Below are 20,766 nucleotides of genomic sequence, written 5' to 3' on the forward strand. Positions count from 1 at the left end.
CAGCGTACCCGGCACTGTCCAGGGCGCGGGCCGCGTCCCACGCTTGCGGACGTGCAACTGCTCGGCGTCGGTGCGCGTCCATCCGTTCGGACCATCGCCGTCCGGGGGCCGGGCCGCGCGGCCGTACATTTGACGGGTGCAGACGTCCCCGCCAGTCCTGGCTGCGGTCGTCGTCGTGTCCGACCGGTCCGCCGCCGGCGAGCGCGAGGACCGCTCCGGTCCCACGGCCGTCGAGAGGCTGGAAGCAGCAGGCTTCACGGTGGCCGGCGTGGCGGTGGTGCCCGACGGGACTCGTTCGGTGGAGTCGGCGCTCCGCGTCGCCCTCACTGCGGGCGCACGGCTGGTCGTCACCTCCGGCGGGACCGGCGTCGGCCCGCGCGACCAGACGCCCGAGGGCACGCTCCCGGTGATCGACCGGCACCTGCCCGGCATCGCCGAGCTGCTCCGGCGCGAGGGCGCGACCACCGTCCCGACGGCGGTCCTCTCGCGCGGGCTCGCGGGCGTGACCGAGGACGGCGCGCTCGTCGTCAACCTGCCGGGCTCGCCGGGAGGTGTGCGCGACGGGCTCGACGTGCTGCTGCCGCTCGTCGGCCACGTGCTCGACCAGGTGGCGGGCGGTGATCACCGATGATCGCCCGCGTCGTCGAAGAGCCCCTCGACCTGCAGTTTCACGTGGAACATGTCAGTGATCCGCGGGCCGGGGCGGTCGCCACGTTCATCGGGCTGGTCCGTGACCACGACCCGTCGGTCGAGGGCCGGGTCATCGGGCTGGACTACACGGCGCACCCGACCGCGCAGGACGTCCTCGAACGCCTCGCGGCCGCCGCCGCCGAGTCCCAGGACGTCATCGGCGTCGCCGTGAGCCACCGCATCGGGCACCTGGCCGTCGGGGAGGCCGCGATCGTCGCCGCAGTGTCCACCGCGCACCGTGCCGAGGCGTTCGACGTGTGCCGCGCGCTCGTCGAGACGGTCAAGGCCGAGCTCCCGGTATGGAAGCGTGAGGTCCTCGAGGACGGTTCGCACGTATGGGTGGGTCTGTGATGAACGAGCAGCTGGTCGACCGGTTCGGGCGCGTGCACCGCGACCTGCGGATCTCGCTGACCGACCGGTGCTCGCTGCGCTGCACGTACTGCATGCCGGCGGAGGGCGTGCCGTGGCTCGCCCGCTCGACCATGCTCAGCACCGAGGAGATCGTGCACGTCGCGCGGGTGGGCGTCTCGCTGGGCATCACCGAGATCCGCCTCACCGGCGGCGAGCCGCTGCTGCGCGTCGACATCGTGGACGTCGTCCGACGGCTCACCGCCCTCACCGGTCCCGCGGGCAGTCCCGAGGTGTCCCTGACGACGAACGCGCTGCGCCTCCCGGGTCTCGCCTCGGACCTGAAGGACGCCGGACTCTCCCGCGTGAACATCAGCCTGGACACCCTGGACCGCGCGAAGTTCCTGGAGCTCACCCGCCGCGACAAGCTGGTCGAGACGCTCGCCGGGATCGCCGCCGCCGACGCCGCCGGCCTGCACCCCGTGAAGATCAACGCGGTGGCCATGCGTGGGGTCAACGACGACGAGGTGGTCGCGCTGACGCGGTTCGCCGTCGACCGGGGCTACCAGATGCGGTTCATCGAGCAGATGCCCCTCGACGCCGGGCACACGTGGGACCGCGCGCAGATGGTGACCCAGGCCGAGATCCTGGAGCGGCTGACGGCGGAGTTCACGCTCACGGAGGTGCCCGGTCGCGGTGCCGCACCCGCTGAGCTGTGGACCGTGGACGGCGGCCCCGGAACCGTCGGCGTGATCGCGTCGGTCACACAGCCGTTCTGCGGCGCCTGCGACCGACTGCGCCTCACCGCCGACGGCCAGCTGCGCGCGTGCCTGTTCTCCCAGACGGAGACGAACGTGCGCGACCTGCTGCGCGGGTCGTCGGATGCGCCCGACGCCGCAGCGATCGGGATCGGGCCGGGCCAGGCGGTCCGGATCGGCACGACGGCCCCCGCCCGGCCGGCATCCGCCGCGGTCGACGTCGACACCGCCCTCGCGGACGCGTACCGCCGGTGCCTGGCGGGCAAGAAAGCCGGTCACGACATCGACGACCCGAGCTTCCTGCAGCCCGACCGCCCGATGAGCGCGATCGGCGGCTGACTCAGCCGCCGGCGAACGGGGGCAGCACGTCCAGGGTGGTCCCCGCGCGCACCGGGTCGTCGCCGTCGACGCGCGTGCCGTCCGCGAGCAGCGAGCACCGGCCGAGCACCCGGTCCAGCGCGGCGCCGTGCGCGCCGACCATCGCGGCCCGGACCTGCGCGGCCGAGCCGGCGGGCAGCTGCTCCGAGTCGACCCCGGCAGCCTCCGCCGCGGCGGCGAAGTAGCGGACCGTGATCACTGGTCGGCGTTCCACGCGGCCGCGCGCGCCTCGATCCAGGCGAGGACGTCCGAGGAGTTGGAGCTCGCAGCGGCCAGACCGGCGACGAACATGGTCACCGGGACGGCGGGGCGGGCCACCTGGTGGGCGACGTCGGAGGACACCTGGAGCAGCCGGTCGATGTCGACGAGCTCCCTCTCGACGCCCAGCGCGGCCGTGATCTGGTCGATCCATTCCGGCAGGTCTGCGCCCGGGGCGCGGCGGGGGTCGTCGGTCATGGGTCGATCCTGTCACTGAGCCTCGCGTCGAGGCGCTCGACGTCGGCCCAGGTGTCGGCATCGGCCGTCGCTTCGTCGTCGTCGACGACGTCCGCCAGACGCAGGCCCTCGACGAGCCGGTGCACCGCGGCGCCATGGACAGTCGGGAGCCCGTCGAGCGCCGTGCGCAAGGACGTGCGTCGATAGACGGCAACCAGGTGCTGCGGCCGTCCGTCGGCGCCGACCATCCGGGCGCCGTCCACGACGGTCGGCTCGGCGGAGGCCGGTCCACCAGCGGGCGCGCCACCGGTCGCGGCGTCGAGCAGGTCGGGGAGGACCCGGCCAGCGCCGGGCACGTCGCACGCGAGGACGACGACGAGGTCCGGGCCGTCCGCGGGGAGCGCGTCGAGTCCGGCCGCCAGACCGGCGAGGGGTCCGCCGTCCGGCGGGTCTTCGAGCACCGTCGCGATCCCGGGGCGCGCGACCTGCGGCGGGCCGACGACGACCACGTGCGATGCGCCGGCGACAGCGGCGAGCGCGCGGTCGAGCAGGGCGACGCCGCCGACCTCGACGTCGGGCTTGCTCGCTCCGCCGAGCCGACGAGCACGCCCGCCGGCGAGCACGATCGCGTCGAAGGCCGGACGAGCCACGACGTCGCCGGTTCCGGCATCGCCGGCGGGCGCTCGCCCCACCGCGTCGTCGCCAGGCTGCGTCACCCGCTCCGCCGCCAGTCGCCCGAGCGGCCACCGGACTTCGCCTCGAGCTGGACGTCGGCGATGCGGACGGACTTGTCGAGGCCCTTGACCATGTCGACGACCGCGAGCGCGGCGACCGAGACTGCGGTGAGAGCCTCCATCTCGACGCCCGTGCGGTCGGCGGTCCGGACGGTGGCCGTGATGGTCACGCCGTCGTCGGTGATGTCGAGGTCGACGACGACCCCGTGCACGCCGATGACGTGCGCGAGCGGCAGGAGCTCGGGCGTGCGCTTGGCGGCGGCGATCCCGGCGATGCGCGCGACCGCCAGGACGTCGCCCTTCGGGACGTCTCCGGACCGCAGCGCTGCGACGACCGCCGGACCGCACTCCACGCGCCCGCTCGCGGTGGCGGCGCGGACGGTGGGCTGCTTGGCCGTCACGTCGACCATCCGGGCGTGCCCGGCGGCGTCGAGGTGCGTGAACTGCTCGGTCATGGGCTCACTCTCAGGACGGTGACGCGGTCGCCGGCGGCGACGTGGTCGATCTCGGCGGGGATGACGGCGAGCCCCTCGGCCAGGGCCAGTCGGGCGACGAGGTGGGAACCGGAGCCGCGCGCGGTGGCACGGGCCACGCGGTCGGGGCCGACCCAGCGCACCGGCATGAGCTGGGCGCGGCCGGGCGGGGTGGTCCAGCCCTCGTCGGCGACGGCGAGGACCGTCGGGCGCTCGACGTCGGCCAGTCCCCGCATCCGCAGCAGGGCGGGCCGGACGAACATCTCGAACGACGCGAACGAGCTCACCGGGTTGCCGGGCAGCGTGTAGATCGGGGTGCCGCCGGGGAGCCGGCCCAGGCCCTGCGGCTTGCCGGGCTGCACCGCGACGGGGATGAACTCGACGTCCGGCTGGTCGATGAGCGCGGCCTTGACCACGTCGTAGGCGCCGACGCTGACGCCGCCGGACGTGACGATCGCGTCGACGTCGAGGCCGAGGAGCAGGTCGCGCAGCGCGTCCACGTCATCGGGGACCGGGCCGATCCGCACGGCCACGCCACCGGCCTCGCGGACGGCGGCGGCGAGCAGCCAGGAGTTGGAGTCGGGGATCTGGCCCCGGCGCAACGGCGACCCGGGCGGCACCAGCTCGTCGCCGGTGGAGACGACCGCGACGCGCGGCCGGCGGTGGACCCGGACCGTGGCGCGGCCGAGCGAGGCCACCGCGGCGATGGCAGCGGGTCCGAGCAGCGTGCCCGCAGCGACGACGACGTCGCCGGGGACGGCGTCCTCGCCCGCGCGCCGGACGTGCGTGCCCGCCGCCGGCGCGTCCCGGACCAGCACGGTCACCGTCCCGGCGTCCGTCAGCTCGACGGGGACGATCGTGTCCGCACCCGGGGGGACCGGCGCCCCCGTCATGATCCGCGCGGCCGATCCGGCGACCACGACGGGCTCGTCCGCGGACCCCGCAGGCAGGTCGGCGACCACCCGCAGCGTCACCGGCAGCGCGGAGACGTCGGCGTGCCGGACCGCGTAGCCGTCCATCGCCGAGTTGTCCCAGCGCGGCAGGAGCTCGTCGGTCCGCAGGTCGTCGGCGAGGACCAGCCCGTCGGCGTCGTCGAGCGACACCTCGATCGCGGGGAGCGGGTCGGCCAGGGCGAGGGCCGCCGCGCGGTGGTCCGTGAGGGAGCGCACGGTCAGCGCGCGTCCATCCACGCCAGGATCCCGCCGTCGACGTTCGACGCGTCGAAGCCGGCCCCACGCAGGATCTTCGCCGCGGTCAGCGAGCGGGCGCCCACCTGGCAGTGCACGACGATCTCCTGGTCGCGCGGCAGGTCGGCCAGCGCGGTGCCGTCGAACACCGACCCCAGCGGCACGAGCACCGCGCCGGGGATGGACGCCTGGGCGTACTCGGCGGGCTCCCGCACGTCGATGAGCAGGAAGTCGTCCGTGCCTGCCTCGCGGGCGGCGAGCCTGCGGACCAGCTCGGGGGCGGTGACGACGGGGACGTCGGACATGGGGAGGACCTCCAGGCGTGGGCTTCTTGTAGGGCGGCCGACGAGGGGGACCTCGGTCCACCGGCCGCGCAGGGCGTCGACGACGAGCACGCGGCCGAGCAGCGGCTCGCCCGTGCCGGTCAGGAGCTTGACCACCTCGGTGGCCATGACCGAGCCGATCTGCCCGCAGAGCGCGCCGAGCACGCCCGCCTCGGCGCAGGACGGCACCTCGTCGTCGCGCGGCGGGGTGGGGAACAGGTCGCGCAGCTCTACGCCGGCGCGGCCCCAGAACACGGTCGTCTGCGCGTCGAACCGCAGCACCGACCCCCACACCTCCGGCAGGCCCAGTCGGACGCACGCGTCGTTGACCAGGTAGCGCGTGGGGAAGTTGTCGGTCCCGTCGACGACGACGTCGTAGCCGGTCAGGATCTCGTCGACGTTCTCGCTGGTCAGCCGCGTGCGATGAGCCACCACGCGGATGTCCGGGTCGAGGGCGGCGACCGCGTCGCGCGCGCTGTCGACCTTGGCGCGGCCCACGTCGGCCGTCCCGTGGATCACCTGGCGCTGGAGGTTGCTGACGTCGACCACGTCGTCGTCGACGATCCCGATGGTCCCGACGCCGGCCGCCGCGAGGTACTGCAGCACCGGCGCGCCGAGGCCGCCCGCTCCGACGACGAGCACCCGCGCGTTGCGCAGCCGGCGCTGCCCGTCGACCCCGATCTCCGCGAGCAGCAGGTGCCGCGACCCGCGCTCGACCTGCGCAGGGGTCAGAGGCGGTCCGGGCGGGACCAGGGCAGGCAACGGCACGCGACCAACCTACGTCCCGACGAGCGGCGCGTCGGCCACCCCTGAACCCTGCATGAGTGACGTCACGGGGCCGGGTCCAGCGTCCGCTGCCACGCGACGATCCGGTCCACGGCCGCGCGGACCACGTCGACCGAGGACGCGAACGACAGTCGTACCCAGCTGCGCCCGTCGACCGGGTCGAAGTCGGTGCCGGGTGTCAGTGCCACGCCGGCCTCGTCGAGAAGCCGCGCGCACCACGTGATCGAGTCCAGGCCGCTGGCGGAGATGTCGCCGTACAGGTAGAACGCGCCGTCCGCCGGGGCGATCCGCGACCAGCCGAGCTCGGGCAGCCGCGCGAGCAGGTGCTCGCGGGCCGCGGCGTACCGCTCGACGTTCTGCCGGGCGGCCGCGTACCCCTCGGGACTGAACGCCGCGATCGCCGCCTGCTGGGCGAGGGCCGGCGGGCACAGGGCGACGTTGCCGGCGAGCGCGTCGACGACGGACAGCAGGTCGTCCGGGAGGATCAGCCAGCCGAGGCGCCAGCCCGTCATCGCCCAGTACTTGGAGAACGAGTTCACGACGACGGCACCGCTGTCGAGGTAGTGGGCGGCGGTCGCGGTCTCCTCGGAGCCGTACGTGATGCCGTGGTAGATCTCGTCGCTGACCAGCCGGACGCCGTGCGTCCCGCACCAGGCCGCGAGCGCGGCGAGCTCGTCGGGGTCGATCATCGTGCCGGTCGGGTTGGCCGGGCTGGCGATCACCAGCCCCTCCACCGGGGGGTCGAGCGCCGCGAGCTGCGCGACGGTCGGCTGGTAGCGGGTCTCGGGGCCGCACGGGACGATCACGACCTCGCACCCGAGCGCGGCGAGGATGTTCGCGTACGCGGGGTAGCCGGGCACGGCGAGGGCCACCCGGTCGCCCACGTCGAAGGCCGCGAGGAACGCGAGGACGAACCCGCCGGACGAGCCCGTGGTGACGGCGACCCGACGGGGGTCGAGGGAGACGTCGTACCGGTCGCGGTAGTGCTGCGCGATCGCCGAGCGCAGCGCCGGGACGCCGAGGGCCTCGGTGTATCCCAGGTCCCCAGCCGTGAGCAGGTCGATCGCCCGCTGCCGCACCACCTCGGACGCGCCCGTCGACGGCTCGCCCGCGCACAGGTTGAGGACGTCCTCGCCGGCCGCGCGCCTCGCGTTCGCGGCGGCCAGGATCTCCATCACGGCGAACGGCGGGACGTGCGCGCGGGCGGCAACCTTCATGGGGACATCGTGACGCACGGGCCCGGCGTCGGTGCCGGGCCCGTGCGGTGGTCAGCTGTTGTCGACGACGGCGGCTCCGGCCGCGTCGGCCTTGATGCGGTCGATGGCGCCCTGCGCGGACGGCTTCGCCGAGTAGCCCTCGCTGGACGCGAGGACGTTGCCGTTGGTGGCGACGATCCGGAACCGGAACTCGCCCGCCTTGTCCTTGTAGATCTCGAACTTCACGCCAGCCTCCGAGGGTGGTCCGCGGTTGCCGTCGGCGTGCGTCGACGGTCCGGCCAGTCTGGCGCGTCGTGCGGCGGGCCGCCCGGTCTAGCCTTCGACCTGTGATCGTGGACTGCGCGCTCTACTCCGACGGCCGGCGCCGTCACCGCCTCGACGACCTGCGCGTGGCGCTGCGCGAGGCCGAGAAGGACGACGGGTTCGTCTGGATCGGCCTCGTCGAGCCGACGGCCGACGAGTTCGACGCGATCGCGGAGGGCTTCGAGCTGCCGGAGCTCGCCATCGAGGACGCGATCCGCGCGCATCAGCGACCCAAGCTCGAGCGGTACAGCGGCGTGACGTTCGCCGTCGTGAAGCCCGTGCACTACGTGGACCACGTCGAGGTGGTGGAGGTCAGCGAGCTGGCCATCTTCCTGGGCGAGCGGTTCGTCATCGTGGTCCGGCACGGGGAGACCACGATCCCCGCGCAGGTGCGGGCCGCGCTCGAGGCCGACCCCGAGATGCTCATCCACGGGCCGCCCGCGGTGCTGCACGGGATCCTGGACCGGGCTGTCGACCAGTACCTCGACGTGACGGCCGCGATCGACGAGGACCTGGACCAGATCGAGGACCAGGTGTTCGGCGACGACCCCGGCCACGACCACGCCGAGCGCATCTACAAGCTCAAGCGCGAGGTGCAGCAGTTCCGGCGCGCGGTGGTGCCCCTGGTGGGTCCGCTGACCCGGCTCGCCGAGGAGGAGGTGCCCTGCGTCCCCGCCTACGCGCGCCCGTACTTCCGCGACGTCCAGGACCACGCCCTGCGGGCCGCGGAGCTGATCGAGGCGGCCGACGCTCTGCTCACCAACGTCCTGCAGGCCGACCTGGCCCAGGTCACCGTCGAGCAGAACCGCGTGTCCGTCCAGCAGAACTCCGACATGCGCAAGATCTCGTCGTGGGCGGCCATCGCGCTGGTGCCCACCGCGATCGCCGGCCTCTACGGCATGAACTTCGACTATCTGCCGGCCATGCACTCGCCGTTCGGCTTCTGGGCCGTGCTGGCGGGGATCGGCGCGATCTGCTTCGTCCTCTACCGCGCCTTCCGGCGCAACCGCTGGCTCTAGCTGTTCTTGTCCTGCAGGGCCTTCTCGATGGCCTCGACGATCTCGGGGGCGTCCGGCTCGGTGGTCGGGCGGAACCGGCGCACCGACCCGTCGGGCGCGACGACGAACTTCTCGAAGTTCCACGTGACCCGACCGGCCTTGCCCGACGCGTCCGGCGTCTTGGTGAGCTCCGCGTAGAGCGGGTGCTGGGAACGGCCGTTGACCTTGGTCTTGGCGAACATCGGGAACGTCACGCCCCACGTCGCGGAGCAGTACTCCGCGATGGCCTCCTCGGAGCCGAGCTCCTGCAGGAACTGGTTGCTGGGGAAGCCGAGGACGGTGAACCCGCGGTCGCCGTAGGTCTTCTGGAGCTGCTCGAGCTTCTCGTACTGCGGTGCCAGCCCGCAGCGGGAGGCAACGTTGACCACGAGCTTGACCTGGTCCGCGTACGCGCCGAACGTCGTGGTGTCGCCGCGCAGGGTGGTCAGGGGGATCTCGTCGAGGCTCATGCCTCGGTCAACTGTTCTGAGTGAGCCGCGCATTCCCCAGAACGTTGCGGACATGGTCGACGATCCCGTCCGCGGCGGCCTCGATCTGCGCGAGGCAGGCCTCGAAGTCCCGCGGGCCGCCGTACCAGGGGTCGGCGACGTCGAGGTCGCCGACCGCATCCGGGTCGAAGGATCGGTACAGCACCGGTCCCAGGCCCCGCAGGGCGCGGGCGTGGGCGCTCGTCATCGCCAGCACCAGGTCACGCCGGTCGTCGGCCGCGACCTGGCGTGCCCGGTGGCCGTCGCCGCCGGGGTAGCCGTGGGCGATCAGGACGGCACGGGCTCGACGGTCCACCGGGTTGCCGTGCTCCTCGTCGCTGATGCCCGTGGAGTCGACCACGACCTGGTCGGCCAGGCCCGCGTCGGCGAACCTCTCGCGGAGCACGATCTCGGCCATCGGGGAGCGGCAGATGTTGCCGGTGCAGACGACCATGACGGAGTAGGGGTTCGACACCCCGCCATGATCGCCTGCCTTGGTCACCCGCGGGGACCGTGGAAGACCTTCGACGCAGCACCCAGCCTCAGCAGCACGGTCTCCCCGGTGGCGTCCTTCAACCCGTCGTTGTCGGTCACCGCGTAGACCTGGCCGTCCGTGCCGATCGTCAGGCCCTCGAGCTTCTCCTGCGTCCACCCGTTCGTGGCGCGCAGGTCGGGGACGAGGTCGCGGGCAAGGGTCTTGGTCAGCGTGCCGACCGTGCCGGGCGCCGGGTCCCTGGTCGGGATCTGGACCGTGTAGATCGCCTTGACCCTGGCGTCCGGGCCGTTGAGCTTGTCCCGCTCGATCACCGCGAGCGTGTCCCGGTCGACGACGGTGATCTCCGACAGCCCGATCCAGTCGCCCGGCGTCGTCGTCGTGCCCAGCGGGTAGCCGAACCACGCCCACGAGCCGGTCCGGACGTCGTACCGACCGATCCGAGCGCGGGTCTCCTCACCGGTCAGACCGCGCTGCAGCGCGACCCAGACCTGCTCGCCCTTCCGGTCGTCGCTCACGGCGACACCCTCGATGCCCCACCTGCCCAGACCGGCGGCGACGTCCGCGGGCAGCGGCACGGTCTGCTGCACCACCCCGCTCGCGTCCGTGCGGACCAGCGCGTTGGCGGCGCCCGTCGCCCCCTCGGAACCGAGCCAGAACCCGCCCTGCCGACGGGCGGAGATGCCCTCGATGTCCAGCGACGCCGGCGTGCCCCCCTGCGTCACGACGACGTCGCGGTCGATGACGGCCGGCGTGCGGGACACGTCGAGCCGCAGCAGGTGTGACGTGCTGTAGGCCGCGTCGGTCGCGGTCCACAGGTGCTTCCGGTCGGACGGGTCCGCGCTCAGCGCGCCCAGCGCACCCCAGCCGATCGGGTTGCCCGCGGCGTCGTCGGCCGACACCACGCTCGGGAACTGCGGCGTGCCCGCCGCCTTCGCGTACGCCTTGCCACGCCCGAAGACGCTGACCGACGAGCGGACCAGGACCGACGCGTCGTCGGTCTCGCTGGAGACCAGCAGCAGGTCGCGGGACGGCACCGGCAGGATGCCCTCCGGGCCGTTGGTCGTGGCGAGCACCTGGACGAACCGCGGGTGGGCGGCGTCGTCGACGTCGTACACGGCGACGAAGTTCGACCGCTCGGAGCCGACGAACGCGTACCGCTGCCCGCCGAGGGTCGCGACCGCGAGGCCCTCGATCTCGACTCCCTTCTTGCCCGCCCGGGACTCCGAGTGCAGCCCGGTGCGCACGGCCAGCCGCTCCAGCTCATTGCCCGCGTCCCAGACGACCGCGCCGGTGGTGTCGAAGACGGTCCACCCGCGGGTGCCGCCCTTCCAGTCCCCCTCGTTGGCCGTGGCCAGGTGCGAGGCGTCGAGCCAAGCGATCGCGTCGGGCTCCCTCGGGGTCGCCGGGATGGAGCCGGTCTGGGTGATGCTGCCGTCCTGCGCGGTGTCGATACCGGTCACGGCGACGCTGCCTGCGCTGAAGACGCTCGTCACGGTCCCGGAGGCGATGTCGACCAGCGCAACACCGTTGTTCTCCTGCAGCGTCACGGCGACGGTGCTGCCGGTCGGGTCGACCGCCACGTACTCCGGCTCCGGGTCCTGCGGGGTGTCGAGCCCGGCGAGCGCCTCTGCGGTGAACGGCACGGCCCGCGTGGTCCACGTCGCGGGGTCGGCCGCGGGCAGGTCGACCAGCTGGAGGAAGCCGCCGGGCAGCTGGGGCAGGTCGCCCTTCTTCGCACCGGCCGGCGTCGCGTCCTCGTCGCGCTGGTTCTCGATGGCGATCGCGGCGTGCGACCTGTCCGGCGTGAGCGCGATGGAGTCCGGCTGGCCCCCGAGGTCGAGCGTGCGGACCAGCGCGTGCGTGGCCAGGTCGACCACCGCGAGCAGGCCGGACGGAGCCGTGAAGCTCTCCGAGGTGTCGACGACCACCAGCACGTAGCCGCCGACCACGGCGACCGACGTCGGCTCCGCGTGCGCGCCGACGCCGAGGTCCGCCGCCAGGTCGAGCGTGCCGAGGCCCTGCGGCTTCGCCGGGTCCGTGATGTCGACGAAGCCGATCCGGCCCGCGAGCGCGTCGGTGTGGATGAACGTCCGGCCGTCCTCGCTCACCGCCGAGATCTCGGCGACGGTCGGGTCCGCTGCCGCCGCGTCCGCCGGGCGGTTCAGGTACACGGGGTACGTGGCGAGGCGGTGGAAGGTGTCCTGGTGCGGCTTCGGGTGTGCCGCGGCCGCGGTTGCCACCACGCCGGCGCAGAGCACGGCGGTGCAGGTCAGCGCAGCAAGGGTGCGGCGGGCGTGCGGCATCGAGGTCCCCTTCGATCGGTGTGCACCGAGCGTGACCAGGACGGATGTCCGAATTCCGGCAGGCAGGTGAACGGGGATGGGCGGGCACGTGACGTTTGCCACGACCGGAATCAGTTCGCGCCGCCGCCGGGTTGTCACAGCCATGCGAGCAATCACCTACTCCCGCTACGGCGGCGCCGACGTCCTCGAGCTCACCGAGCAGCCCACCCCGAAGGTCGGCCCCGACAGCGTGCTCGTCCGCGTGCGCGCCGCGTCGGTCAACCCGGTCGACTGGAAGGTCCGCGCCGGGTACCTCGACGCGGTCATGGACGTGACCTTCCCGGTGGTGCCGGGCTGGGACGTCGCCGGTGTCGTCGAGCGCGTCGGCCTGGACACCCCCGAGCTCCAGGTGGGCGACGAGGTCTACGGGTACGTGCGTCGTGACTGGGTACAGGGCGGCACGTTCGCCGAGCTGGTCGCGGCGCCCGTCCGGACGCTCGCGCGCAAGCCCGCGTCCCTGTCGTTCGAGGAGGCTGCGGCGGTCCCGCTCGCCGGGCTGACCGCGTACCAGACGATCCTGCGCGCGGGGGTGCGGGACGGGCAGACCGTCCTCGTGCACGCCGCGGCCGGCGGGGTCGGGGCGTTCGCCGTGCAGATCGCCCGGTCACTGGGCGCTCGCGTCATCGGCACCGCGTCGACCCGCAACCACGAGTACCTGCGCGGGCTCGGTGCCGAGCCCGTCGAGTACGGCGACGGGCTGGTCGACCGCGTCCGCGCGATCGCCCCCGGCGGGGTCGACGTCATCCTCGACTACGGCGGCGACGACCTCGTCGCGACGTCGAGGGCGCTCCTCGCCGACGGGGGGACGGTCGCGTCGATCGTCGACGCCGCGGCGCGCGACGAGCTCGGCGGCCACTACGTCTGGGTCCGTCCCGACACGGCCGACCTCGACGCCCTCACGGCGCTGCTCGACGCCGGCACGGTGAAGGTCGACGTCGCCGAGGTGTTCGAGCTCGCCGACGCGGCCGCCGCCCACGAGGCGAGCCAGACCGGCCACGTCCGCGGCAAGGTCGTCGTCCGCGTCGCCTGACCTCGGCAACAACCGCAACGTCCGAGCATCTGGTTGCTGGAGCAGCCAGATGCTCGGACGTTGCGTCAGTGGGACGTGGTGCGGCCGAAGTGGAACTTGGCCGATGCCGGGCTGCTCGGCCAGCGGCTGGTGACCACCTTGCCGCGCGTGTAGAAGCGGACCGACTCGGGGCCGTAGATGTGGCTCTCGCCGAACAGCGAGTTCTTCCAGCCGCCGAACGAGTGCCAGCCGACCGGCACAGGGATCGGCACGTTGATGCCGATCATGCCGACGCTGACGGCCCGCTGGAACGTGCGCGCCGCGTCGCCGGAGGACGTGAAGATCGCCGTCCCGTTGCCGTACGGGTTGGCGTTGACCAGGGCGATCGCCTCCGCCAGGTCCGCCGCGCGGATGACCACGAGCACCGGCCCGAAGATCTCCTCGGCGTACGCGCGCATGTCCGTGGTGACGCCGTCGAGGATGGTGGGGCCGACGAAGAACCCGTCCTCGTGACCGGTCACCGTGTGCCCGCGACCGTCCACCGGTGCGGACGCGCCGCTGTCGACCGCGTCCGTGACGATCTCCTCGATGCGCAGCTGCGAGGCGCGCGTGATGACCGGGCCCATGTCGGAGTCCGGGTCGTTGCCCGGCGCCACGCGGACCTTCTGCGCGGCGGCGGTGAGCCGTTCGAGCAGTGCGTCGGCGATGTCGTCGACGACCACCGCGACCGAGATCGCCATGCACCGCTCACCGGCCGCCCCGAACGCCGCGCCGGTCAGGTGCGTCGCCGCGAGGTCCAGGTCGGCGTCGGCGAGCACGACCGCGTGGTTCTTCGCACCGCCGAGGGCCTGCACCCGCTTGCCGTGGGCGGTCGCCGTTGCGTGCACGTGCTGCGCGATCGGGGTCGACCCGACGAACGACACGGCCGCGATGTCCGGGTGCGTGAGCAGCGCGTCGACGGCCACCCGGTCGCCCTGCACCACGGAGAAGACCCCGTCGGGAAGCCCGGCCGCCTTCCACATCTTCGCCAGGAACAGCGACGCCGACGGGTCCCGCTCCGACGGCTTGAGGACGAACGCGTTGCCCGTCGCGATCGCCATCGGCGCCATCCACAGCGGCACCATCGCGGGGAAGTTGAACGGGGTGATCCCGGCGACCACGCCCAGCGGCTCCCGGAACGAGAACACGTCCACGCCCGTGGCCGCCTGGTCGGTGTACTCGCCCTTGAGCAGCTGCGGCATTCCGCACGCGTACTCGATGACCTCGAGCCCGCGCGCGATCTCCCCGTGCGAGTCCGCCAGCACCTTGCCGTGCTCCGCCGTGATGATCGCGGCCAGCTCGTCGGTGTGCTGCACGATCTGCTCCCGCAGCGCGAACAGCACCGCGGTCCGCTTGGCGACGGGCTCCTGCGACCAGCTCTCCGCCGCGACGACCGCCGCCGCGACCGCCGCGTCGACGTCGGCCTGCTCCGCGAGGAGCACCCGTCCGGTCACCTGCCCGGTCGCCGGATCGAACACGTCCTGCGTCCGCGACCCCTCGGGCGTCGTCACCTGCCCCCCGACGACGTGACCGATGAGCGGAGCGGTGTCGACGAGCGCGGACATCAGGGGCCCTCTTTCGTGCAGGATCCGACGGCGTTGCCGGATCGAGCCAATCTAAGTCCGCCGTCAAGAACAACCAACGTCCGCAGATCCGGTCGTCCGGACGCGCGGATCTGCGGACGTGACCGGCTCTCCTCCCGCAGCGTCCGCGGATTCGGTCGTGGGGACGCGCGAATCTGCGGACGTCCGAGGATGTGGTTGTGGGTCAGTCGCGGGCCGTCAGGACCAGGGGGCCGTCCGGGGTGATCGCGACAGTGTGCTCCGCGTGCGCCGCCAGCGAGCCGTCGGCGGTGCGGATGGTCCAGCCGTCGTCGTCGATCGTGTAGTCGTCGCTGCCCGCCATGAACCAGGGCTCGATCGCGATGACCAGGCCGGACTTGAGCTTCAGCCCGGTCCCGGGTCGGCCGAGGTTGGGGACGTGCGGGTCCTCGTGCATGGTCCGGCCGACGCCGTGGCCGCCGAAGTCGGCGTTGATGCCGTACCCGCCGGAGCGACCGACGGTGCCGATGGCCGACGAGATGTCGCCCATCCGCGCACCCGCGCGCGCGGCCGCGATGCCGGCGGCGAGCGCTCGCTCGGTGGTCTCGATGAGCGCGGTGACGGCGGGCGACTGCGTGCCGATCTGGAACGTCAGCGCCGAGTCGGCCACCCACCCCTGGACCTGAGCGGCGAAGTCGATGCTCAGCACGTCACCGTCGACGAGCACGTAGTCGGACGGGAGGCCGTGCAGGGCGGCGTCGTTCACGGAGGTGCACAGCACGCCCGGGTACGGCATCGCGCCGAACGACGGGTGGTAGCCCAGGTAGACGGAGTGCGCGCCGGCCGCGTCGATCATCTGGTGCGCATGGGTGTCCAGCTGCTTGAGCGTCATCCCCTCGCGGGCGACGTCACGCAAGGAGGACAGCACGCCTGCGACGAACTTTCCGGCGGGGCGCATCTGGTTGATCTGAGAAGGGTTCTTGAGGGCCACGGCTCCACCCTGCCACGAAGCAGGCAGGCAACAGCCCGTGGGCCGGACCTCCGAGGAGGCCCTGCCGCGAAGGACGAGGTCGCGGCTCCCACGGGCTGCGGTGACTGCCATGGATTCGCTCGCCGGTCCTGGAGGGCCTGCGGGCGGATCGTCTGTGCAATCCGTCCGAGTACTTTCGGGCGACTAGCGGACAGTCACCTCACGCGTCCTGGAATAGAACATGTCCTGGACCACCTCCTTCCCGTGTCCGACGACCGTACGTCCGGTCCGTCCGAGGCGCCAAGGGGTTTTTCGCAGAGCGGACCCGTGGTGCACTTCGTCGCAAATGCTCAAGTTCGCGTCACCGCGTGCCGATCCAGGTGGCGAGGCCAGGAGTGTCACGACGAGGGGAGATGGCGTTGACCGCTCCGTCCTTCCGGATCGCGGCTCCCGGCTGGTACACCGACCCCAGCAATCCGACGCATCAGCGCTGGTTCGACGGGACGCGGTGGACTGCCCGCGTCCAGGCGACGCCCGCTCCGACAGCCGCCGCCCCCGCGCCGCCACCCGTCATCACCGCACCGCCAGCCTTCGCCTCCGCACCGGCCGCCGTGCAGGCCACCATCCCCGACTTCGGGGCGCCGACAGCTCACGACGCCCACCACGACGACGCCACGAACCCGTCCGGCGAGCGCGCGCCCGGCCGGAACACGCCCGCGCGGGTCGCGCTCGTGGTCTCGATCCTCGCGATGCTCGGCGTGCCGATCGCGGCGGTCGCGGGGATCGTCCTGGCGGTCGTCGGGCTGCGGCGGGCCACGTCGCTCGAGTCCGCCGGGTGCGAGCCCGCCGGCCGGGGGCGAGCGCGGTGGGCGCTGGGCCTGTCCCTCGTCGGGGCGGTCATCGGCGCGATCCTGGTGACGGGCGTGGTCCGTGCCGTCATGGCCGACGACGCTGCGGACGCGTCGACCGACATCATCGACACCCTCGCCGTCGAGTCGGCCATCTCCGCCGGGATGGCGGAGAAGACCGGCGTCGCGACCACCGTGCAGTGCCCCGAGGACCTCGTGGCGGGCGCGGTGACGTCGTTCCAGTGCGTGGCCACCGACCCCGACGGGTCCTGGACCCTCGTGGACGTGCAGATCGTGGACGCGACGGGGGCCTGGACCTGGGAGCAGCGCTGACGGTCAGAAGGACCGCGACTGCGCCCACTCCGCGAACGTCAGCCGGCCGGTCGCGTGCTCGGGCGTCAGGTGGTGACCGTGGCGGAACCCGCCCAGCGGGCCGGGGAACGGCACGGTCCACACGGGCCGGCGTCGACCTCTCGCCGCGAGGTACGTGCGCATGAGCTCGGTGACGGTGAGGACCTGCGGGCCGCCCAGGTCGTCGGCGCGGCCGGACGGGCCCGCGTCGACGAGCTGGACCAGGCGCGATGCCACCTCGCGCACGTCGACGGGCTGGTCGCTCATGCCCGCCGGCGCCAGCGCGACCGGACCGCGCGAGAGGTAGTCGAGCAGCGTCGCGACGAAGTCGTGGAACTGGGTGGCGCGCAGGATCGTCCACGGGACGCCGCCGTCCTCGACGATCTCCTCGACCCGGTGCTTCGCCTTGTAGTACGCGTAGGGGACGCGGTCGACGCCGACGATCGAGACGTAGACGAGGTGCGGGACCCCGGCCGCGCGGGCGGCGAGCAGCAGCTGCACCGCGGCGTCGAGGTCGTCGTCGGGCTTGCGCGGGTCGCTCGCGCAGTGCACCACCGCGCTCACCCCGGTCACCGCCTCGGCCAGCCCGTCGCCGGTGAGCAGGTCGCCGACCGCCCACTGCGCCTCTGCCGGAGCCGCGGGTGTGGGTTCGCGACGGCTGAGCACGCGCACCGGCCGGCCGGCGTCGAGCAGCGTGTGCACCAGAGCGCGGCCGAGGGTGCCGGTTCCGCCGGTGACCAGCACGGGGCGTACGTCGTCAACCATGCGGGACATCCTGGCGCACGGTCCGGGGTGCCGACGACCCCGGCGGCTGAGCGCGACGCAGCCCGGACCGGATGGGCGGTCCGGGCTGCGTCGGTCAGTGCGACGGTCGCGTCACTGCGGCAGTCGCGTCAGTGCGGCAGTCGCGTCAGTGCGCGGCGTCGGTCAGTGCGCGACCAGGAACTGCGTGTACGCCGGCACGGTGAGGAACGTCGGGAAGTCCTCGGCCAGCGCGACCTGCCGGAACAGGTCCGCCGCGTCGTCGAACCGGTCGTCGGCCGTCCGCGGGAGGTCGGCCAGCACCTCCTTGAGCACCTGCTCGACCCGCGCGGCGTCGATGCGGCTGCCCTCGGCGGTCACGACGCCCTGGTGCACCCACTGCCACACCTGCGACCGCGAGATCTCGGCCGTGGCGGCGTCCTCCATCAGGTGGTCGATGGCGACGGCGCCGATGCCACGCAGCCACGCCTCGAGGTACCGGACCCCCACCGACACGTTGCCGCGCAGCCCGCCGTCGGTGACGGCACCGGGCTCGCCGCCGCCGGCCGACGGGATGTCGAGCAGCTCCGCGGCAGTGACGTGGACGTCCTCACGCAGGCGGTGCCGCTGGTCGATCCGGTCGCCGAGGGCCGCGTCGAACACCTCGCGGGCGACGGGCACGAGGTCGGGGTGAGCCACCCAGGTGCCGTCGTACCCCTGCCCTGCCTCCCTCTGCTTGTCCGCCCTGACCTGGGCCAGCGCCTTGTCGGTGACCTCCGGGTCGCGACGGTCGGGGATGAAGGCGCTCATGCCGCCGATGGCCTGCGCGCCCCGCTTGTGGCAGGTGGCGACGAGCAGCTCGGTGTACGCCTTCATGAACGGGACGGTCATCGTCACGCTGCTGCGGTCCGGCAGGACGAACCGGGGTCCGCGAGCGCGGAAGTTCTTGATGACGCTGAAGATGTAGTCCCAGCGGCCGGCGTTCAGGCCGGCGCAGTGGTCGCGCAGCTCGTAGAGGATCTCCTCCATCTCGAACGCGGCCGTGATGGTCTCGATGAGCACTGTGGCGCGGATGGTGCCGTACCGCAGGCCCAGGTAGGTCTCGGTGAACCGGAAGATCTCGTCCCAGAGGCGCGCCTCCAGGTGACCCTCCAGCTTGGGCAGGTAGAGGTACGGGCCGCGGCCGGAGTCGATGAGCGCCTGCGCGTTGTGGAACAGGTACAGGCCGGCGTCGACGAGGCTCGCAGACGCCGCGCAGATCTGGCCCGCGCGGTCCGTGAACTCCAGGTGCTTCTCGGTCAGGTGCCAGCCGCGCGGCCGGAACACGATCGTCGGGGTCGTGTCCCCGACGCGGTACTCCTTGCCCTCGGGCGACGTGAAGTCGATCTGCCCGCGGATGGCGTCGAACAGCGAGTGCTGCCCGCCGATGACGTTGGTCCACGTCGGGCTGGTGGCGTCCTCCATGTCCGCCAGCCAGACCTTCGCGCCGCTGTTCAGCGCGTTGATCGTCATCTTGCGGTCGGTGGGGCCGGTGATCTCGACGCGGCGGTCCTCCAGGCCCGGTCCGGGTCCGGCCACGCGCCAGCCGGGGTCCGCCCGGATGCCCGCCGTCAGGGGCAGGAAGTCGGGGTCGGCACCGTTCGAGAACCGCGTCCGGCGGTGCTGGCGGCCGAGCAGCAGGTCGTGGCGTCGGCCGGAGAACCGGACGTGCAGGTCGGTGAGGAAGTCGATCGCCTCGGAGGTGAGGATCTGGTCGGTCCCGGCGACGTCGGGTCCGGTGATCTCCAGACGAGGTCGGGTGCTCGGCGGGGTGATGGTGATGGTCATGGGAGTGCTCCTGCAGGTCAGTGGGTGAACTGGGCGGTTTCCGTCGAGCCGGCGAGCGCGAGGGTGGCGCTCTCGGGACTGATCGCGGTGGCGACGCGGTCGAAGTAGCCGGTGCCGACCTCGCGCTGGTGACGCGTGGCGGTGTAGCCGTCGGACTCGGAGGCGATCTCGGCCTCCTGCAGCTCGACGTACGCGCTCATGCCGCGCTCGGCGTAGCCGCGGGCGAGGTCGAACATCGAGTGGTTGAGGGCGTGGAACCCGGCCAGGGTGATGAACTGGAACACGTACCCGTGGCCGGCCAGCTCCCGCTGGAACCGCGCGATCTGCAGGTCGTCCAGCTGCGAGCGCCAGTGGAACGACGGCGAGCAGTTGTAGGCGAGCAGCTTGCCGGGGAACCTGTCGTGGATCCGCTCGGCGAACTCGATCGCGGCGGCGACGTCGGGGGTCGACGTCTCCACCCAGATGAGGTCGGAGTGCGGCGCGTACGCCTCGGCGCGGGCGACGACGGGGTCGAGGCCCGGACGCACCCGGTAGTAGCCCTCGGCGGTCCGCTCACCGGTGAGGAACGGCTCGTCGCGGGGGTCGATGTCCGATGTCAGCAGGTCGGCTCCGAGCGCGTCGGTGCGGGCGACGATGACCGACGGCACCCCGGCGACGTCGGCCGCGAGCCGCGCGGCGGACAGGGTCCGCACGTGCTGCGACGTCGGCACCAGCACCTTGCCGCCCAGGTGACCGCACTTCTTCTCGGCCGCCAGCTGGTCCTCCCAGTGCACGCCCGCCGCGCCCGCGGAGATCATCGAGTGCATGAGCTCGTAGGCGTTCAGGGGTCCACCGAACCCGGCCTCGGCGTCGGCGACGATCGGCGCGAGCCACTCGCGGGACCGGCGGCCGGTCTCCGCGAACTCGATCTGGTCGGCGCGCAGGAGCGCGTTGTTGATCCGACGGACCACTGCGGGCACCGAGTTCACCGGGTACAGCGACTGGTCCGGGTACGTCTGGCCGGACAGGTTGGCGTCGGCGGCCACCTGCCAGCCCGACAGGTAGATCGCCTCGAGCCCGGCGCGGACCTGCTGCACGGCCTGGTTGCCGGTCAGCGCCCCCAGCGCCGGCACCAGGGTGCGCGAGTGCAGGAGCTGCCAGAGCCGCTCGGCCCCGCGCTGGGCGAGCGTGCTCTCCTCGCGGACCGACCCCCGGAGGGCGACGACGTCCTCGGCGGTGTGGGTGCGGCGGATGCCGGCCCAACGCGCGTCGAGGTCCCAGCTCGCCGCGAGCTCTGCCGCGGTCTCGGTCTGGTCGCCGTGCCTGTACGTGCTCATCGTGTCCTCCGTCATTGGGGCGTTCTTCTCGGCCCTTCGGCCTGACCTCCACGTTCCCTGGTGTTCGGCAGTTCTTCCCACGCAAAGTCCGCAGAAGATCGGCAATCCTTCTCCTGGACAGAAGCGCAG

22 protein-coding genes are annotated in these 20,766 nt (G+C 72.9%); 6 read left to right on the plus strand and 16 right to left on the minus strand.

Annotation, left to right across the window (positions count from 1 at the left end):
- Positions 1 to 136 precede the first annotated feature (136 nt).
- The 3 genes from J2X26_RS04065 to moaA are packed head-to-tail and all read left to right on the plus strand — an operon-like array spanning position 137 to position 2,135.
- Entirely contained in the window at positions 137 to 631 is a 495-nt protein-coding gene (locus J2X26_RS04065) for a MogA/MoaB family molybdenum cofactor biosynthesis protein (RefSeq protein ID WP_307490042.1), read from the plus strand.
- The gene (locus J2X26_RS04070; protein ID WP_307490043.1) at positions 628 to 1,041 is read left to right on the plus strand and encodes a molybdenum cofactor biosynthesis protein MoaE; all 414 of its coding nucleotides are present in this window, start codon (positions 628 to 630) and stop codon (positions 1,039 to 1,041) included. The genes J2X26_RS04065 and J2X26_RS04070 overlap by 4 nt, the downstream gene beginning before the upstream one ends.
- The gene (gene moaA, locus J2X26_RS04075) at positions 1,041 to 2,135 is read left to right on the plus strand and encodes a GTP 3',8-cyclase MoaA (RefSeq protein ID WP_307490045.1); all 1,095 of its coding nucleotides are present in this window, start codon (positions 1,041 to 1,043) and stop codon (positions 2,133 to 2,135) included. Before J2X26_RS04070 ends, moaA begins: the two co-directional genes overlap by 1 nt.
- Position 2,136: 1 nt before the next feature.
- Here the strand turns inward: moaA and J2X26_RS04080 are convergent, their stop codons facing one another.
- From J2X26_RS04080 to J2X26_RS04115, 8 genes are all read right to left on the minus strand, one after another.
- The gene (locus tag J2X26_RS04080) at positions 2,137 to 2,388 is read right to left on the minus strand and encodes a MoaD/ThiS family protein (protein ID WP_307490047.1); all 252 of its coding nucleotides are present in this window, start codon (positions 2,386 to 2,388) and stop codon (positions 2,137 to 2,139) included.
- Entirely contained in the window at positions 2,370 to 2,630 is a 261-nt protein-coding gene (locus J2X26_RS04085) for a DUF6457 domain-containing protein (protein ID WP_307490049.1), read from the minus strand. Before J2X26_RS04085 ends, J2X26_RS04080 begins: the two co-directional genes overlap by 19 nt.
- Complete coding sequence (gene mobA, locus J2X26_RS04090) at positions 2,627 to 3,325, minus strand: molybdenum cofactor guanylyltransferase (protein WP_307490050.1); 699 nt, start codon at positions 3,323 to 3,325, stop codon at positions 2,627 to 2,629. The genes J2X26_RS04085 and mobA overlap by 4 nt, the downstream gene beginning before the upstream one ends.
- The gene (gene moaC, locus J2X26_RS04095) at positions 3,322 to 3,798 is read right to left on the minus strand and encodes a cyclic pyranopterin monophosphate synthase MoaC (protein WP_307490052.1); all 477 of its coding nucleotides are present in this window, start codon (positions 3,796 to 3,798) and stop codon (positions 3,322 to 3,324) included. Before moaC ends, mobA begins: the two co-directional genes overlap by 4 nt.
- Positions 3,795 to 5,006 (minus strand): molybdopterin molybdotransferase MoeA, encoded by a 1,212-nt coding sequence (locus tag J2X26_RS04100; protein WP_307490054.1) that lies wholly within the window; start codon positions 5,004 to 5,006, stop codon positions 3,795 to 3,797. Before J2X26_RS04100 ends, moaC begins: the two co-directional genes overlap by 4 nt.
- Entirely contained in the window at positions 4,988 to 6,094 is a 1,107-nt protein-coding gene (gene moeB / locus J2X26_RS04105) for a molybdopterin-synthase adenylyltransferase MoeB (protein WP_307490055.1), read from the minus strand. Before moeB ends, J2X26_RS04100 begins: the two co-directional genes overlap by 19 nt.
- Positions 6,095 to 6,156: 62 nt before the next feature.
- Positions 6,157 to 7,329, minus strand: a complete 1,173-nt coding sequence (locus J2X26_RS04110; protein WP_307490056.1) for a pyridoxal phosphate-dependent aminotransferase — start codon at positions 7,327 to 7,329, stop codon at positions 6,157 to 6,159.
- 51 nt (positions 7,330 to 7,380) lie between these two features.
- Positions 7,381 to 7,554 carry a YegP family protein gene (locus J2X26_RS04115; protein WP_307490057.1) on the minus strand — a complete coding sequence of 58 codons (174 nt, stop codon included), beginning with the start codon at positions 7,552 to 7,554 and terminating at the stop codon, positions 7,381 to 7,383.
- Between the two features lie 101 nt (positions 7,555 to 7,655).
- On the opposite strand from J2X26_RS04115, the gene J2X26_RS04120 reads away from it, so the two are divergent.
- Complete coding sequence (locus tag J2X26_RS04120) at positions 7,656 to 8,651, plus strand: magnesium and cobalt transport protein CorA (RefSeq protein ID WP_307490058.1); 996 nt, start codon at positions 7,656 to 7,658, stop codon at positions 8,649 to 8,651.
- Here J2X26_RS04120 and J2X26_RS04125 read toward each other — a convergent pair.
- Genes J2X26_RS04125 through J2X26_RS04135 form a run of 3 tightly spaced genes read right to left on the minus strand, consistent with a single transcriptional unit; the run spans position 8,648 to position 11,956 of the window.
- On the minus strand, positions 8,648 to 9,139 hold the full coding sequence (locus J2X26_RS04125; RefSeq protein ID WP_307490059.1) for a glutathione peroxidase: 492 nt from the start codon (positions 9,137 to 9,139) through the stop codon (positions 8,648 to 8,650). The genes J2X26_RS04120 and J2X26_RS04125 overlap by 4 nt on opposite strands.
- 7 nt (positions 9,140 to 9,146) lie before the next feature.
- The gene (locus tag J2X26_RS04130; protein WP_307490705.1) at positions 9,147 to 9,611 is read right to left on the minus strand and encodes a low molecular weight protein-tyrosine-phosphatase; all 465 of its coding nucleotides are present in this window, start codon (positions 9,609 to 9,611) and stop codon (positions 9,147 to 9,149) included.
- A 44-nt stretch (positions 9,612 to 9,655) separates the two neighbouring features.
- The gene (locus J2X26_RS04135; protein ID WP_307490061.1) at positions 9,656 to 11,956 is read right to left on the minus strand and encodes an esterase-like activity of phytase family protein; all 2,301 of its coding nucleotides are present in this window, start codon (positions 11,954 to 11,956) and stop codon (positions 9,656 to 9,658) included.
- Between the two features lie 142 nt (positions 11,957 to 12,098).
- Between J2X26_RS04135 and J2X26_RS04140 the strand changes: the two genes are divergently transcribed.
- Positions 12,099 to 13,025: an NADP-dependent oxidoreductase gene (locus J2X26_RS04140; protein WP_307490063.1), complete on the plus strand. Its 927-nt coding sequence runs from the start codon at positions 12,099 to 12,101 to the stop codon at positions 13,023 to 13,025.
- A gap of 65 nt (positions 13,026 to 13,090) precedes the next feature.
- On the opposite strand, the gene J2X26_RS04145 is transcribed toward J2X26_RS04140, so the two are convergent.
- Positions 13,091 to 14,608, minus strand: a complete 1,518-nt coding sequence (locus J2X26_RS04145) for a CoA-acylating methylmalonate-semialdehyde dehydrogenase (RefSeq protein WP_307490065.1) — start codon at positions 14,606 to 14,608, stop codon at positions 13,091 to 13,093.
- A gap of 202 nt (positions 14,609 to 14,810) precedes the next feature.
- On the minus strand, positions 14,811 to 15,575 hold the full coding sequence (gene map, locus J2X26_RS04150; RefSeq protein WP_307490066.1) for a type I methionyl aminopeptidase: 765 nt from the start codon (positions 15,573 to 15,575) through the stop codon (positions 14,811 to 14,813).
- 392 nt (positions 15,576 to 15,967) lie between these two features.
- Between map and J2X26_RS04155 the strand changes: the two genes are divergently transcribed.
- Positions 15,968 to 16,735: a DUF2510 domain-containing protein gene (locus J2X26_RS04155; protein ID WP_307490068.1), complete on the plus strand. Its 768-nt coding sequence runs from the start codon at positions 15,968 to 15,970 to the stop codon at positions 16,733 to 16,735.
- A gap of 3 nt (positions 16,736 to 16,738) precedes the next feature.
- On the opposite strand, the gene J2X26_RS04160 is transcribed toward J2X26_RS04155, so the two are convergent.
- The 3 genes from J2X26_RS04160 to aceA all read right to left on the minus strand — a co-directional run bounded on the left by J2X26_RS04160 (position 16,739) and on the right by aceA (position 20,637).
- Positions 16,739 to 17,518, minus strand: coding sequence for an SDR family oxidoreductase (locus J2X26_RS04160; RefSeq protein ID WP_307490069.1), 780 nt, complete (start codon positions 17,516 to 17,518; stop codon positions 16,739 to 16,741).
- Positions 17,519 to 17,680: 162 nt separating this feature from the next.
- Positions 17,681 to 19,321 carry a malate synthase A gene (gene aceB, locus J2X26_RS04165; RefSeq protein ID WP_307490070.1) on the minus strand — a complete coding sequence of 547 codons (1,641 nt, stop codon included), beginning with the start codon at positions 19,319 to 19,321 and terminating at the stop codon, positions 17,681 to 17,683.
- Between the two features lie 17 nt (positions 19,322 to 19,338).
- A complete protein-coding gene (aceA, locus tag J2X26_RS04170; protein WP_307490072.1) occupies positions 19,339 to 20,637 on the minus strand; it encodes an isocitrate lyase in 1,299 nt (432 codons plus the stop codon).
- Positions 20,638 to 20,766 lie beyond the last annotated feature (129 nt).

The sequence above is a fragment of the Cellulomonas humilata genome (genome assembly GCF_030814415.1).
Taxonomy (GTDB): Bacteria; Actinomycetota; Actinomycetes; order Actinomycetales; family Cellulomonadaceae; genus Cellulomonas; species Cellulomonas humilata_A.